At 72.8% G+C, this 14,571-nt stretch carries 17 protein-coding genes; 6 read left to right on the forward strand and 11 right to left on the reverse strand.

All coding sequences use genetic code 11. From position 1 onward, the window contains the following. Positions 1–46 precede the first annotated feature (46 nt). The 7 genes from AB0G01_RS13835 to rimP form a co-directional block, all read right to left on the reverse strand. Positions 47–1,030: a bifunctional oligoribonuclease/PAP phosphatase NrnA gene (locus tag AB0G01_RS13835; RefSeq protein WP_360944198.1), complete on the reverse strand. Its 984-nt coding sequence runs from the start codon at positions 1,028–1,030 to the stop codon at positions 47–49. 10 nt (positions 1,031–1,040) lie between these two features. Next, on the reverse strand, positions 1,041–1,490 hold the full coding sequence (gene rbfA / locus AB0G01_RS13840; protein WP_360944201.1) for a 30S ribosome-binding factor RbfA: 450 nt from the start codon (positions 1,488–1,490) through the stop codon (positions 1,041–1,043). A gap of 42 nt (positions 1,491–1,532) precedes the next feature. Next, positions 1,533–1,829 carry a DUF503 domain-containing protein gene (locus tag AB0G01_RS13845; protein ID WP_360944204.1) on the reverse strand — a complete coding sequence of 99 codons (297 nt, stop codon included), beginning with the start codon at positions 1,827–1,829 and terminating at the stop codon, positions 1,533–1,535. Between the two features lie 68 nt (positions 1,830–1,897). After that, the gene (gene infB, locus AB0G01_RS13850) at positions 1,898–5,071 is read right to left on the reverse strand and encodes a translation initiation factor IF-2 (RefSeq protein ID WP_360944207.1); all 3,174 of its coding nucleotides are present in this window, start codon (positions 5,069–5,071) and stop codon (positions 1,898–1,900) included. An 87-nt stretch (positions 5,072–5,158) separates the two neighbouring features. Then, complete coding sequence (locus AB0G01_RS13855; RefSeq protein WP_360944210.1) at positions 5,159–5,503, reverse strand: YlxR family protein; 345 nt, start codon at positions 5,501–5,503, stop codon at positions 5,159–5,161. A 22-nt stretch (positions 5,504–5,525) separates the two neighbouring features. Next, positions 5,526–6,548 (reverse strand): transcription termination factor NusA, encoded by a 1,023-nt coding sequence (gene nusA, locus AB0G01_RS13860; RefSeq protein ID WP_360944213.1) that lies wholly within the window; start codon positions 6,546–6,548, stop codon positions 5,526–5,528. Then, on the reverse strand, positions 6,545–7,075 hold the full coding sequence (rimP, locus tag AB0G01_RS13865) for a ribosome maturation factor RimP (protein WP_360944216.1): 531 nt from the start codon (positions 7,073–7,075) through the stop codon (positions 6,545–6,547). Before rimP ends, nusA begins: the two co-directional genes overlap by 4 nt. Positions 7,076–7,218: 143 nt before the next feature. Here rimP and AB0G01_RS13870 point away from each other — a divergent pair, with 143 nt between their 5' ends. Together AB0G01_RS13870 and AB0G01_RS13875 are read left to right on the forward strand one after the other, a co-directional pair. Next, positions 7,219–7,671 (forward strand): hypothetical protein, encoded by a 453-nt coding sequence (locus AB0G01_RS13870; RefSeq protein ID WP_360944219.1) that lies wholly within the window; start codon positions 7,219–7,221, stop codon positions 7,669–7,671. Continuing rightward, the gene (locus AB0G01_RS13875; RefSeq protein WP_360944222.1) at positions 7,668–8,114 is read left to right on the forward strand and encodes a ferritin-like domain-containing protein; all 447 of its coding nucleotides are present in this window, start codon (positions 7,668–7,670) and stop codon (positions 8,112–8,114) included. Before AB0G01_RS13870 ends, AB0G01_RS13875 begins: the two co-directional genes overlap by 4 nt. A gap of 109 nt (positions 8,115–8,223) precedes the next feature. On the opposite strand, the gene AB0G01_RS13880 is transcribed toward AB0G01_RS13875, so the two are convergent. The 4 genes from AB0G01_RS13880 to AB0G01_RS13895 all read right to left on the reverse strand — a co-directional run bounded on the left by AB0G01_RS13880 (position 8,224) and on the right by AB0G01_RS13895 (position 11,478). Further along, on the reverse strand, positions 8,224–8,931 hold the full coding sequence (locus AB0G01_RS13880; protein ID WP_360944225.1) for a hypothetical protein: 708 nt from the start codon (positions 8,929–8,931) through the stop codon (positions 8,224–8,226). Between the two features lie 196 nt (positions 8,932–9,127). Then, entirely contained in the window at positions 9,128–10,138 is a 1,011-nt protein-coding gene (locus tag AB0G01_RS13885; protein ID WP_360944228.1) for an aminotransferase, read from the reverse strand. Positions 10,139–10,193: 55 nt separating this feature from the next. Continuing rightward, positions 10,194–10,676, reverse strand: coding sequence for a DUF4442 domain-containing protein (locus AB0G01_RS13890; RefSeq protein ID WP_360944231.1), 483 nt, complete (start codon positions 10,674–10,676; stop codon positions 10,194–10,196). A gap of 25 nt (positions 10,677–10,701) precedes the next feature. Continuing rightward, positions 10,702–11,478, reverse strand: coding sequence for an SDR family oxidoreductase (locus AB0G01_RS13895; RefSeq protein ID WP_360944234.1), 777 nt, complete (start codon positions 11,476–11,478; stop codon positions 10,702–10,704). Between the two features lie 86 nt (positions 11,479–11,564). Here AB0G01_RS13895 and AB0G01_RS13900 point away from each other — a divergent pair, with 86 nt between their 5' ends. The 4 genes from AB0G01_RS13900 to AB0G01_RS13915 all read left to right on the forward strand — a co-directional run bounded on the left by AB0G01_RS13900 (position 11,565) and on the right by AB0G01_RS13915 (position 14,503). Then, positions 11,565–11,972, forward strand: coding sequence for a YjbQ family protein (locus AB0G01_RS13900; protein ID WP_360944237.1), 408 nt, complete (start codon positions 11,565–11,567; stop codon positions 11,970–11,972). 128 nt (positions 11,973–12,100) lie between these two features. Continuing rightward, positions 12,101–13,138, forward strand: a complete 1,038-nt coding sequence (locus AB0G01_RS13905) for a hypothetical protein (RefSeq protein WP_360944240.1) — start codon at positions 12,101–12,103, stop codon at positions 13,136–13,138. Between the two features lie 4 nt (positions 13,139–13,142). Continuing rightward, positions 13,143–13,823 (forward strand): hypothetical protein, encoded by a 681-nt coding sequence (locus AB0G01_RS13910; RefSeq protein WP_360944243.1) that lies wholly within the window; start codon positions 13,143–13,145, stop codon positions 13,821–13,823. After that, entirely contained in the window at positions 13,820–14,503 is a 684-nt protein-coding gene (locus AB0G01_RS13915; protein WP_360944246.1) for a haloacid dehalogenase-like hydrolase, read from the forward strand. The genes AB0G01_RS13910 and AB0G01_RS13915 overlap by 4 nt, the downstream gene beginning before the upstream one ends. Positions 14,504–14,571: the final 68 nt, after the last annotated feature.

The following is a 14,571-nucleotide window of genomic DNA, read 5'->3' on the forward strand; positions in this document are numbered from 1 at the left end:
CACTGTGCCACGCACCACCGACAATTCCCGGAGAGCGGGAGCGGGGTCAGCCCGCGACGGTCTCCAACGCCGTCCGCAGCCGGGTCAGCACGTCCGCCGCGCCGCCCTCGGCGGTGAAGCCGGCCGCGAGCCGGTGGCCGCCGCCGCCGAGGAGCTGCGCGACCTCGCCCACGTCCACCGCGCTCACCGCGCGCAGCGACACCGACCACGACGACGGCCGCAGCTCCTTGAGCACCGCCGCCACCTCGGCCTCGGCCGTGGTGCGCACCAGGTCCACCACGCTCTCGACCTCTTCCGGGCGCAGCCCGGCGGCGTCGGCCAGGGTGACCACGGCGTGCACGAACCCGCGCCCGCCGGCGGCGTCGGCGTCGAGCTCGGCCCGCGCCAGCACCTTGGCCAACATCGTGAGATACCCGAACGGGTGAGAGTCCATCAACGGCCGGGCGACGGCCTCGGCGTCCACCCCGGCCGCCAGCAGCCGGGCGGCCACCTCGTGGGTCGCCGCGCTCGCGTGCCGGAAGGACCGCGTGTCGGTCACCAGGCCCGCGTACACGCAGCGGGCCACCGGCTCGTCCAGTTCGACCCCGAGCACGTCCAGCAGCCGCAGCACCACCAGCGCGGTGGCCTCGGCCGTCGCGTCGATCACGTTCACGGTCCCGTAACCGGGGTTGGAGACGTGGTGGTCCAGCACGACCACCGCGCCCGCCGACGACACCCGGTCGCCCAGCGGACCCAGCCGGCCCACCGACCCGGTGTCCAGCGCCACCAGCACCTCGGGCGCGGCGGGCACCGCCGACGCGGGCACCAGCAGGCCGGCCACGTCCAGGTCCCGCAACGTCTCCGGCACGGTGTCCGGCGCGCCGAACGACACCCGCACCACCTTGCCGAGCCGGTGCAGCACCAGACCCAGCGCCAACGCGCTGCCCAGCGCGTCCGCGTCCGGGTTCACGTGGGCCAGCAAGGTCACGTCGGACGCGGCGCGCAGGACGTCGGCGGCGGACTCCAGCGGAGCGCTCAGGTCGTGGGGCACAGCGAGAACGCTAGTCGGGTTCGCCGTCTTCACGCGGCGGCTTGTACGGGTCCGGCTCACCCGCGGGTTCGGCACCGTGCGCGATCCGCGCCACCTCGGCGTCCGCCTCGCGGGCCAGGGCCAGCAGTTCGTCCATCCGGCGCGCCTCGTCCGGCACGGTGTCGGTGACGAACGCCAGGGTCGGCGTGAACCGGACCCCGGTCTGCTGCCCCACCCGCGAGCGCAGCACGCCCTTCGCCGACTCCAACGCCGCCGCCACACCCGCGAGGTCCGGCTCGGAGTCCAGCTTCTCGCCGAGCACGGTGTAGTAGACCGTCGCGTCGTGCAGGTCGCCGGTCACCCGCGTGTCGGTGATCGTCACCCGCGCCAACCGCGGGTCCTTCACCTCGTGTTCCAGCGCGGAGGCCACGATCTGCGAGATCCGCTTGGCCAGCTTGCGCGCCCGAGCCTGGTCGGCCACGGCGCTCCCTCCTCCATGTGCACAGCCGCCGTGAACGGCGGCTCAGTCGTCCTCCGGTCCCACCAGGCGGTGGTGGGCGGAGAGCAGTTCCAGTTCGGGGCGTCCGGCCACCAACCGCTCGCAGGCGGCCAGCACGTCCCTGACATGCTCGGCGTCGGCGGCCACGACCGCCACTCCGATCAGCGAGCGGCGGTGCAGGTCCTGGTGCCCGGCTTCGGCCGCCGACACCTCGAACCTGCGCCGCAGTTCGGCCACGACGGGCTTCACCACGGACCGCTTCTGCTTCAACGAGTGGACGTCGCCGAGCAGCACGTCCAACTCAAGGGCACCCACGTACACAGGTCATCACCACGGGGGTCGAGAGGGGGCCGCCGCCGAAGCGACGGCCCCCGGTGTCCTGAAGACGATCAGGCGCGCGGCTTCTCGCGCATCTCGAACGTCTCGATGACGTCGCCGACCTTGAGGTCCGCGTAGTTGCCGAGCGTCAGACCGCACTCGAAGCCCTCGCGGACCTCGGTCGCGTCGTCCTTGAACCGCCGCAGCGAGCTGATCGGCAGGTTCTCCTGGACCACGTTGTTGTCGCGCAGCAGCCGGGCCCGCGCGTTGCGGCGGATCTCGCCCGACAGGACCATGCAACCCGCGATCGTGCCGACCTTGGAGGACTTGAAGACGTCGCGGATCTCCGCGCGCCCGAGCTGGACCTCTTCGAACTCCGGCTTGAGCATGCCCTTGAGGGCCTGCTCGATCTCGTCGATCGCCTGGTAGATCACCGTGTAGTAGCGGACGTCCACGCCCTCGCGGTTCGCGAGCTCGGTCGCCTTGCCCTCGGCCCGGACGTTGAAGCCCAGGACGATCGCGCTACCGGCGACGGCCAGGTTGATGTCGCCCTCGGTGATCGAGCCGACGCCCCGGTGGATGACCCGCAGCTCGACGTCGTCGCCGACCTCGATCTTCATGAGCGCGTCTTCCAGTGCCTCGACGGTACCGGAGTTGTCGCCCTTGATGATCAGGGTGAGCTGGCTGGTCTCCTTCAGCGCGGCGTCCAGGTCCTCCAGGCTGACCCGCTTGCGGCGCGCCGCGTTCAGCGCGTTGCGGGTGCGGGCCTGGCGGCGCTCGGCGATCTGCCGGGCCACCCGGTCCTCGTCCACGACGAGGAACGAGTCGCCCGCGCCGGGCACCGAGGTCAGACCGATGACCTGCACCGGACGAGACGGGGTCGCCTCGGTGACGTCGTCGCCGTGCTCGTCCACCATGCGGCGGACGCGGCCGTACGCGTCGCCGGCGACGATCGAGTCGCCGACCCGCAGCGTGCCGCGCTGCACCAGCACCGTGGCCACCGGGCCGCGACCGCGGTCCAGGTGCGCCTCGATCGCGACGCCCTGGGCCTCCATGGCCGGGTTGGCCCGCAGGTCCAGCGAGGCGTCGGCGGTCAGCAGGATCGCCTCCAGCAGACCGTCGATGTTGACGCCCTGCTTCGCCGAGATGTCGACGAACATGGTGTCGCCGCCATACTCCTCGGCGACCAGCCCGTACTCGGTGAGCTGCTGGCGGATCTTGGCGGGGTTGGCCCCCTCCTTGTCGATCTTGTTCACCGCGACCACGATCGGCGCGTTGGCCGCCTGGGCGTGGTTGATCGCCTCCACCGTCTGCGGCATGACGCCGTCGTCGGCCGCCACCACGATGACCGCGATGTCGGTCGAGTTCGCACCGCGGGCGCGCATGGCGGTGAACGCCTCGTGGCCCGGGGTGTCGATGAAGGTGACGAGGCGCGGGTTGCCCTCCAGCGCGGTCTGCACCTGGTAGGCACCGATGTGCTGGGTGATGCCGCCCGCTTCGCCCTCGGCGACCTTCGCCTTGCGGATCGTGTCCAGCAGGCGCGTCTTACCGTGGTCGACGTGACCCATGACGGTCACGACCGGCGGCCGGATCTGGAGATCCGTCTCGTCGCCCGCGTCCTCGCCGTAGGTGATGTCGAACGTCTCCAGCAGCTCGCGGTCCTCCTCCTCGGGGGACACGACCTGCACGACGTAGTTCATCTCGGAGCCGAGCAGCTCCAGGATCTCGTCGGACACCGACTGCGTCGCGGTGACCATCTCGCCGAGGTGGAACAGCACCTGCACCAGCGAAGCCGGGTTGGCGTTGATCTTGTCGGCGAAGTCGGTCAGCGAAGCACCGCGCGGCAGCCGGATCGTCTCGCCGCTGCCCTTGGGCAGGCGGACGCCGCCGACCGACGGGGCCTGCATGTTGTCCATGTACTCCTGGCGCTTCTGGCGCTTGGACTTGCGCCCGCGCCGCGCCGGACCACCAGGACGGCCGAACGCGCCGGCCGCGCCACCGCGACCACCGGGGCCACCGCCACCGGGACGACCGCCGCCACCGCGGAAGCCACCGCCACCGGCCGGGGCACCGCCGCCGCCACCGGGGCGGAAACCGCCACCGCCACCGCCGCCACCGCCGCCACCGGGACCGCCGCGGAAGCCACCGCCGCCGCCACCGCCGGGACCGCCACCGCCGGGACCGCCGCGGAAGCCGCCGCCACCGCCGCCGCCACCGGGACGACCGCCGCCACCGGGACCGCCGCCACCGGGACCACGACCGCCGCCACCGGGACCGCCGCCGGGACGGCCACCGCCGCCACCGCCGCCGGGCCGGGGACCGGCCGGACGACCGGGCATCATGCCCGGGTTCGGACGCGGGGGCATGTTGCCCGGGTTGGGACGCGGGCCGCCGGAACCACCGGAGCCGCCGGGACGCGGACCGGCCGGACGCGAGTCGCCGGGCTTCGTGGAGCCGCCGCGGTCGCCACCGCGCTCGGGACGGTCACCGCCACCGGGAGTCTGCGGACGAGGGGCCTGCGGACGAGGCGCGGGAGCGCCGCCGCCGACACCGAAGGGGTTGTTGCCCGGACGCGGCGGACGAGCACCGGCGGGCTTGGGAGCCTGCGGCCTCGGCGGCACCACGGACGGGGTCTGCTGCGCAGCCGCCGCCGGCTGCTGCTGGGGCTGAGGTGCGCGCGGGCCGGGCCGGGGACCGGACGACCGAGCACCCTGGCCCTGCTGGCCACCCTGACCCTGCTGCTGGCCACCCTGACCCTGCTGCTGGCCGCCCTGACCCTGCTGGGCCGGAGCCGGAGCCGGGGTCGAGGCGGGTGCCGGAGCCGCGGAGGCCGCCGCCGGAGCGGGGGTCGCGGGAGCCGGGGGGGTCACCGGGGCCGCCGGAGCGGCGGCGGGAGCGGGTGCCTTCGGCTCGGGGGTCGCGGGCTTCGGGGCGACCGGCTTGGGGCCGGGCACCGGACGCGGGCCGGGCTTGCCGACGGGCGCACCCGGACGGGCCTCGGACTTCCCGTCGCCTGCCGGCGCGGACGCGGCGGGCTTCGGAGGTGCCGGACGGGCACCGGAGGACTTGGACTTGGCGTCGGACTTCGACTCGTAGGCGTCACGGAGCCGCCGGGCAACGGGTGCCTCGACGGTGCTGGACGCGGACTTCACGTACTCGCCCTGGTCGGCGAGCTTCGTCAACAGTTCTTTACTCGTGACACCGAGCTCTTTCGCGAGCTCGTGCACGCGGGCCTTGCCTGCCACTGCACTCCTCTGGATGATGAGGCCGGCGGCAGTCCCGTCGACCTCGTCTTAACGTCGCGCGTTCATGTCTTCAGCTTCACGGCTGACTCATGACGGGTCGACCTGCTTCCTTGCTGCGTGCGGGTCGTGAGGCGATCCCACGACCTGTTCCCCTTGCCGTCCGAGGTGCTCGCGGACCGAATCCACGTCGAGCGCCCCCTGGACCCGGAAGGCCCTGGGGAACGCCCTGCGCTTCTCGGCGTCGCGGAGACAGCCTTCGTCGGGGTGCAGCCAAGCACCCCGACCGGGCAGTCTCCGGCGAGTGTCCGGGACAACAGCCCCGTCCACGACCACCACTCGCAGCAACTCGGAGGGCAACGTCCGAGTGCGGCATCCGATGCACGTGCGAACCGGGCCGTTGTGCGTGAAAACCGATCCCCGACGTCGAACCACTGAGGAGTCTATCTCCTGCCGCTCAATCAGCCGAACCGGATGTCGCCGCGCCCGCCGGCGCGGAGCCCCCGGTGTCGGCGTCGCTCCGGATGTCGATGCGCCACCCGGTCAGCCGCGCGGCCAGCCGGGCGTTCTGGCCCTCCTTGCCGATGGCGAGGGAGAGCTGGAAGTCCGGGACCACCACGCGCGCCGTCTTGGCCCGCTCGTCGAGCACCTGCACCGACACGACCTTGGCCGGTGACAAGGCATTCCCGACGAACGTGGCCGGGTCGTCCGAGTGGTCGATGATGTCGATCTTCTCGCCGACCAGCTCGCTCATGACGTTGCGCACCCGTGCGCCCATCGGTCCGATGCACGCGCCCTTGGCGTTCACCCCGGACACCGTCGAGCGTACCGCGATCTTCGAACGGTGACCTGCCTCACGTGCCACCGCGGGGATCTCCACGGTGCCGTCGGCGATCTCCGGGACCTCCAGCGCGAACAACCGGCGCACGAGGTTCGGGTGGGTGCGGGACAGCGTGATCTGCGGCCCGCGGGAACCGCGCGACACGCCGACGACGTAGCACTTGAGGCGCGACCCGTGCTCGTACTCCTCGCCCGGCACCTGCTCGGCCGGCGGGAGGACGCCTTCGGTGTCCCCTATCTGCACGACGACCATGCCGCGGGCGTTGGCGCGGGCGTCCCGCTGCACGACGCCACCGACGATCTCGCCCTCCTTGGCCGAGAACTCGCCGAAGGTGCGCTCGTGCTCGGCGTCGCGCAGGCGCTGGAGGATGACCTGGCGCGCTGTGGTCGCGGCGATGCGGCCGAACCCCTCGGGCGTGTCGTCCCACTCCTCGGTGACCGCACCGTCCGGCCCGAGGTCCTGGGCCAGCACGCGGACCACGCCGGTCTTGCGGTCGATCTCGACGCGGGAGTGCGAGTGGTGGCCGTCGGTGTGCTTGTAGGCGGTCAGCAGGGCGGTTTCGATGGCTTCCAGAACGATGTCGAAGGGGATGTCCTTGTCCCGTTCGATCGCCCGCAGTGCGGCGATGTCGACGTTCACTCCGACTCCTCCTCCGTATTCGAACCCGACCCCTCCAGGAGCGCGAGCTCCTCGACGGGCGGTTGCTTGAACTCGATCTCGACCACGGCCCGCTCGATCGAGCGGTACTCCACCCGCGTGAGCCCGCCCTCGACCAGCAGCGTGACGCCGCTGTCGTCGGCGGCCCCGACGCGACCGAACCACTCGACCTGCTCGGGCTGCTTGACCTTCACCAGCCGCAACCGGGCGCGCCGCCAGTGGCGGGGCAGGGTCAGCGGCCGGTCGGCACCGGGCGAGGTGACTTCCAGCGTGTACGGACCTGCGATCAGGTGCTCGTTCGCGTCGAGCGCGGCGGACACGGCACGACTGGCCTGGGCGACCTCGTCGAGCCCGATCCCGTCGTCGCCGTCCACGACCACCTTCACCAGCCTGCGACGCCCAGCCTGGTTCACGTCGAGCGTTTCGAGGTCGAAGCCGATGGCCTCCACCGCTTCCCGCACGACGGGTGCTAGCTGCGCGGCGAGTTCTCCGCGCGGCGGGCTGGACACGTGGTGACTCCTTTCAGGTGCAGAAGGGCACGGCAACCCCGGCCGACGCTGCACTCGCCGGCCGTTGGTCGTCCAGAGTATCTGGTCCCGGAGACCCCGCACGCGCCAAGCCGATCACCGGCGCTCTGGCAGGATCGGAACACGTGACGGGACGAACGGCGCTCAGCAGGCGCGCACTCCTGGTGGCGGCCACCACCGCGCCCCTGGCAGTAGCGTGCACCACACCTCCCCCCGAGCCACCCCCGCCGGACCCGCTGGCGGACCTGGTCCGCGCGGCGCGGGCCGATGCCGCCCTGGCCACGGCCGCGGGCGCGGCGGAGACGGCGGCGGCGCGGACGCGGCACGCGGACGAGCTCCAGGCGGAGGTGGACCGGGCGACTCCGAGGGTTCCCGGCACGTCCTCCTCGCCGGCACCGGCACCGGCACCGGCACCGGTGGCACCCCCCGCGAACCCGACGAGAGAGGCCCTGGTCACGAGCTTGCAGACGGCGCAGAAGCAGGCGGCGGACCTGGCCGTGACGGTGCCGGCGCACCGGGCGGGCCTGCTGGCGTCCGTGTCGGCGGGCTGTGCCGCACTGGTGGAGGCGCTCGCGTGAACCAGGCGGCGAACAGCAGCGTGGACGCCCTCCAGGAAGCCCTGGCCGCGGAACACGCGGCAGTGTGGACGTACGGCCTGGTCAGCGCGTTCATCGAGCAACAGGGGCCGGCGGTGGCCGAGGGGGCGAACGCCCACCGGGCCCGCCGGGACACCACGGAACGGGCGCTGCGGGACGCCGGGCTGCAACCCCGCCCGCCGGCACCGGCCTACCTGCCACCCCAACCGGTGGACAGCGCCGCATCGGCGATGGCCGCGCTGATAGCCGTGGAAACCGACGCCTGTGCGGCCTGGCGAGGGGTGATGGAAAGAACAGACGACCAGGCGCGGCGGAAATCGGCTCTGGACGCCCTGACCCAATCGGCGATCCGTGCCACCCGCTGGCGCAGGACAGCGGGAATCACCCCCGCCGCGACTCCCCTACCGGGCACCGCAGTGGGCTGACACCACAGCACCCCATTCTCCCGAACCGCGTTTCGCCGGGGTCGGCAAACACGCATTTCGCTTGCCGACCCCGGCGAAGGGCCAACACCCGATCAGCGCCGCCGGCTGCTCACACCAATTCGTCAACCAGCCGGAACGCGTCCTGGGAAACCTTCTTCATCAACGCGATGTGGGCCGCTTCATCGGCCCCGTGCCGCACGGTGTCCGACTCGATGATGATGACGTCCCGGTCCTGCTGCCGGGCCGCGAACCCGCCGGTGCCCAACGAGCGCAACCCGGGGACCTGCACGGCCCCGTCCTTGACGAGGTCGTTGACGTTCCCGGTCCCGTCCCGCGACGTCAATTCCTTCAACTGGGTGGCATCCGCCAACGTCTTCATCCGCACCACTGACACGGACGTGTACACAGTTTGCCCATCCGGGGTAGTGGTCGTGAACAATCCCCGGGTCAGTTGCTGACAGGGCGTGGACGTGAGGAACGTCTTCGTCTCGCCGTACGCGTGCGAAGCGCACTGGCTGTCCTTCAACGCCTCCGGCACATCCGGCGACCGGGCGAAGGTGAATTCACCGGCGGCCGTGGCCGTAGTGGTGGGGGGAGGGGAGACAGGCGTTTCCTTGGGCATGACGACCAGCCAGATCAACCCGGAGACGACCGCGACCCCGAGCAGCCCGGCACCCTTCAACAGCACCCCGCGCCGATCGGTCCGGCTCTTGACCGGGACCTCGCGCTCCGGCGCAGGTTCCAGCAACGAGTCGAGCTGCCCGATCTCCGATCGCCGCATCCGCGCGGTCGCGCCCCCGCCGTTCGACGCGGGCACACCACCGGACACACCACCGGGCGCACCCCTGGGCGGTCCCCCGTGGCCGCCCCCGGGCACCGGCCCACCAGCCGACCCACCGACCGGCCCGGACGGCGGCCCGGACGGCGAGCCCGAGATGCGGGGTAACCGCTGCGTCACCTCTTCAGGTGATTCGGGAGGTACAGACACAAATAGTCACCGTAACGGACGACGGCTACCGAAGCGCTCGGAGCACAAGATCCACGTCTTCGGCGGTGTTGTACAGGTGGAAGCCCAACCGCACCCGACCTGCGCGAACAGCCGATCGCACGCCGGCCGCGGCCAACCTCTCCCCGGCACCCTCCGGCAAGGACAGCGACACGATCGCCGACCCCCGCGCCGCCAGCCCCAACCCCTCCAGCACCGAGTCGGCCAAGCCCACGCCGTGGTCCCGCACCGCCGCCAGGTCCAGCGACGCCAGGTAGGGCAGCGACACCGCCGCGCCGTGCTGCGACAGCCACACCGGCGAGATGTCCAGCCGCCGCGCGTCGCGCGCCAACCGCAGCGGCAGCCCGTACACCGAGGTCCACGGGTCCTCCCCCGCCCACCAGTTCGCGGCCACGGGCACCGCGCTCGTCACCCCGCGCGGTGAGCAGGCGAGCCAGGCGCACCCGCGCGGCGACATCAGCCACTTGTACCCGGCGGCCACCACCCAGTCGGCCCAGCCGAGCGACAGCGGGAGCCACCCCACGGCCTGGGAGGCGTCCAGCAGCACCGGCACGCCGGTCGCCCGCAACCCCTCCAGGTCCGCGATCCGCCCGTCCGCCGACTGCACCACGCTCACGGCCACGAGGTCGTGACCCGGCGCGGCGGACGCCAACGCCTCCAGCGGCACTTCGGTGACCCGCGACCCGCGTGCCGCGAACGGGAAGGTCAACGACGTGAAGTCGCCCTCCGCGACCAGCACCCGAGCGCCGACGGGCAGCGAGGCGGCCACCATCGCCACCATCTGCGCCACCGAGGCCCCGCTCGCGACCCGGTCGGCGGGCACCCCGACCAGCCGGCCGAACGCCTCGCGGGCGGTCGTCACGGCCGCGTCGGCCGCCTCGGGACCGTCCTCCCCCGACCCCCACCGCGCCACCGCGCCCGCCACGGCGGCGGCGGTCGGGGCCGGCGGCACCCCGACGCTCGCGGTGTTCAGGTACCCGGCGGGGACGTCGAAGGCAGCGCCGAAAGCAGTCCGCATGACGCACAGCACTACCCGCCGCGACGACCCGGCGTCCAGCGTTTCCCGCAGGACTTCAGGCTTTGACCTCGGAGGACGCCCGTTCGTCCGGAGAACCGGCCTTCAGGCGGGCGTACACCTGCTTGCGCACGCGCGCCACGACGGTGCCGTCCTCCGCCACCACCTCCGCCGGGAACCACAGCAGCGCCTTGCCGCCGCCCGAAGCCCGCGAGCGGAGCTCGGCCAGGTGCTCGTCGGTCAGCCGGAACTCCGCGAACACCGTTCCCCGCCCCGGCCGCACGAACTCGATCTCGCCCGCCCGGTCCCACACCACGTGCTCGCGCCCGAGGTGCCGCAGGACCATGAGCATCCAGAACGGGTCGGTCATCGCGAACAGCGAGCCGCCGAAGTGCGTGCCGACGTAGTTCCGGTTGAACCAGCGCAGCCGCATCCGGACCTTGGCGTACCGGTAGTCGTCGGACAGCTCCACGACCCGGATGCCGGCGAACAGGAACGGCGGCCACAGGTTCATGCCCCGCCGCAGACGAGAAGCCTTCATGGCGGCCATGTTACCCATGGGTAACTCATCGCAGGGTCATCATGTTGCCCGTCACACGGCCCGCCGCCGCCGAGCACAGGAACGCCACCACCGAGGCCACCTCCTCGGGCGACGACACCGGGAACCGCTCCCGCACCGCGTCGGTCACCCACCCGGTGTCGGTGACCCCCGGCTTGACCAGGTTCGCGGTGATCCCGTGCTCCCAGAGCTCGGCCGCCGCCGACATCGTGTAGCTGGTCAACGCCGCCTTGGCCGCCCCGTAGGAGACCTCGCCGGGAAAGCCCTCCGGCGACCCCGACGTCAGCCCGACGATCCGCCCCCAGGTGCCGCCGCGCGCCAGGTGCCGCCGCGCGAACTCCGCGATCAGCAACGCACCCGCTCGCGCGTCCACCGCGAGCTGCCGGTCGAACGTCTGCGGCACGACGGTCCGCTGCACGCGCCCGAACTGGTCGGTCTCGTCGGCCAGGAACGTGTCCTGCACCCACCCGGACGCGTTGTTGACCAGGATGTCCACCGGCCCGAACACCCGCTCGGCGGTGTCGAACAGCAGCCCCGGCGCGTCCGCGCCGGTCAGGTCGACCTCCACCGCGTGCGCCCGCCCGCCGGCTTCCGCGATCGCCCGGACCACCGCGTCCGCCCCGCCCTCCCGGGCGGTGGAGTACTCGTCGGGCACGCCGGGGTCCGGCGTGGGCGCGTAGCGCAGGAACGTGATCAGCACGGAGACCCCCTGGGCGGCCAGGGCCCGCGCGGTGGCCGCGCCGATCCCCTGGTTCGCCCCGGTCACCACGGCGGTGTGCGGCACACCCGCGATCCTGCCCGATCACCACGGGCCCGAGCAGGTCGTTTTCGGCGGGGCGACCCGTTCGGGAACGCCTAGACTGGCCGGCCATGCGCAGCGAAGAGGTTGAGATCCGCACCGGCACCGCCGAGGTCGTGCACGACCTGACCAGCACCTGCGAGGACTTCCTGGGCGACGTCGACGGCGACGGCCTGCTGCACGTCTGGGTGCCGCACGCCACCGCCGGCCTGGCCGTGCTGGAGACCGGCGCGGGCAGCGACGACGACCTGCTGGCCGCGCTCCGGGACATCCTGCCCCGCGACGGCCGCTGGCGGCACCGGCACGGGACGCCCGGCCACGGCCGCGACCACGTGCTGCCCGCGCTGGTGCCGCCGCACGCGACGATCCCGGTGCTGGGGGGCGTCCTCGCGCTGGGCACCTGGCAGTCGATCTGCCTGGTCGACACCAACGTCGACAACCCCGTCCGCAAGATCCGCCTCAGCTTCCTCCCGGCCTAGGTCCGTCCCGGGGCGGACCGCCGCCCGCCGCCGGGCGGCCGGTCACCGACCCCTCCCACCGCAAGTCAACGCGTGCTGAATTCCTCGCCGACCCTCGTCCGGCCGAACCGGCGCGGTACGGTTTGGCCGTGACACACCCAGGTGACGGGCAGAGCGGCTGGGGTGGCCAGCCCGGACAGGGCGACTGGGGTCAGCAGAACCCGGCCACCCCCCAGCAGCCCTACGGGCAACCCGACTACGGCCAGCCCCCTCAGTACGGCCAGCCCCCGTACGGGCAGCCGGGCTACGGCCAACCCGACCCCGGGCAGCAGTACGGCCAGCCCCAGTACGCGCAGCCCGGCTACGGCCAGCAGCAGCAGTACGGCGGCTACGGCGGCCTGGGCGTGTTCTCCGGCGGCGAGGGCCCGCCACCGAAGAAGAGCAACGCCAAGGTGTGGGTCATCGTCGGCGTCGTCGTGCTGCTGCTCGGCGGCGGCGGGCTCACCGCGTTCCTGCTCAACCGCGAGGACAGCTCGCAGACCGTGGCGCAGACCACCACGCAGGTCCCCACGACCACCTCGCCGAAGCCGACCACGACGTCGAAGTCGGACACCGGGAACGCGACCTGCCAGGCGGGCAAGGCGGACTGGAACTGCCTGCGGGTGGAGAGCCTGTCCTACAGCTACGACGTGCCCAAGGCGTGGACCCCGAGCACCAGCGCGGCGGGCGTCGAGGGCATGAAGGACGTCAAGCTCACCGGCATCACCGTGTACGGCAACTACGACTGCGGCGGCTCGCGGTACAACCGGGGCAGCACCGGCGGGGTCGTCGTCCCGCAGGGCGACCTGGCCGCCGTGGCCAAGGACTTCGCGCAGAAGCTCGGCACCCAGTACTACAGCTCGGGCAAGTCGATCGACGTCAAGCTCAGCGAGCCCAAGGCCGTGAAGGTGCCCAACGGCAGCCGGAACGAGATCGAGGGCGTGCAGGTGGACGCCACCGTCACCACCACCGGCAGCGACTGCCTCGCGGCCAAGGGCATGGTGAAGGTGCTGGTGCTCAAGGGTTCCACCGGCTTCCACGTGTTCATGGCCAACGGCGACCTGGAGGGCGGCCCGGCCGACCCGAAGACGCCGACCGAAGCCGACCTCCAGGCGATGGTCGACTCCGTGAAGCCGCTGGCGGGCTGATCGGGTGGGCTACTCCGGACTCGGCGTCTACCAGCGGCAGCCGCCACCGCCGAACCGCCGCCCGCTGTGGATCGCCCTCGCGGTGGCCGGCGTGCTCGCGGTCGTCGGCGGCGGCACGGCGGCCGTGCTGCTCACCGACACCGGGGCCGCGCCCGCGCCCACCACCGCCCAGACGACCGCGAAGCCCGAGTGGACGGTCGTCGAGGACGCCCAGGCCGGCCTCCGCTACGAGGTGCCGCCGTCCTGGGAGGCGAGCACCGGCGGGGTGGTCGCCGGGGTCCGGCTCACCAAGTCCCTGGTGTCGCGGCCGTTCGACTGCCAGGGCCGCAGCATGATCCAGGCGCAGGTGGCGTCCGGCACGGCCACCGGCGAGGTGCCCGACGTCGCGGAGGCGCTGGTCGTCGAGATCGCCCGCAACGGCTACACGGTGAACGGGAAGAAGCCGACGCTCGGCGAGCCCGAGGTGCGCGGCGTGGGCGAGCACACCGAGGCCCGGCTGGAGGTCACGCCCAGCGCGGTGAGCCCGTGCTACGCGCCGAAGGCGACGATCCGGGCCCACGCGGTCTCGTCCGGGTCGAAGGTGGCCGTGCTGGTGCTGAACGTCGCGGAGGGCGGTCCGCACGTCGCGGAAGGGCCCGGCGAGGACGACGTCGAACGGATCATGGAGAGCGTGCGCCCGCTGTGAACACCCTGGTGCTGTGGGACATCGACCTGACCCTGATCGACGCGCGCGGCCTCGGCCGCACCTGGTACCGCACCGCGCTGCACGCCGTGGCCGGGCTGGAACTCGTGCACACGCCCACCTTCCCGGGCCGCACCGAGCGCGCGATCACCCGGGAACTGCTGCTGGCGCACGACCTGGAGCCGACCGAGGAGCTGATCTCCCGGCTGCACACCGAGCTGATCGGCGTGGCGACCCGGGAGCACACCGAGCTGCCCACCGCAGGCCGCGCGCTGCCCGGCGCGGCCGAGGCGCTGGCGGCGCTGGCGCTCCGGGAGGACGTGGTGCAGTCGCTGGTCACCGGGAACCTGGTGGAGATCGCCCGGTTCAAGCTGGCCGCGTTCGGGCTGGACCGGCACGTCGACTTCGAGATCGGCGGCTACGGCACGGTGTCCGAGCACCGGCCCGCACTCGTGCTGGAGGCGATGCGGCTGGCGTCGGCCAAGCACGCCGAGGACTTCACCGCCGTCGTCATCGGGGACACGCCGCACGACGTGGACGCCGCGCTGCACCACGACGCGTTCGCGATCGGCGTGGCCACCGGCCGCAGCACCGCCGCCGAACTCCGTGCCGCCGGGGCGCACGTCGTGCTCGCGGACCTGTCGGACACGGCCGCCGTGCTCGCCGCCGTCCTGGAACGCTGAACACCCGGCCCCGCCGACCGGGTCCCCCGCACGAAAGCGGGGCCCCGACGCGCATCGGGACCCCGCCG

The organism is Actinosynnema sp. NPDC023587, assembly GCF_040640215.1.
Lineage (GTDB): Bacteria > Actinomycetota > Actinomycetes > Mycobacteriales > Pseudonocardiaceae > Actinosynnema.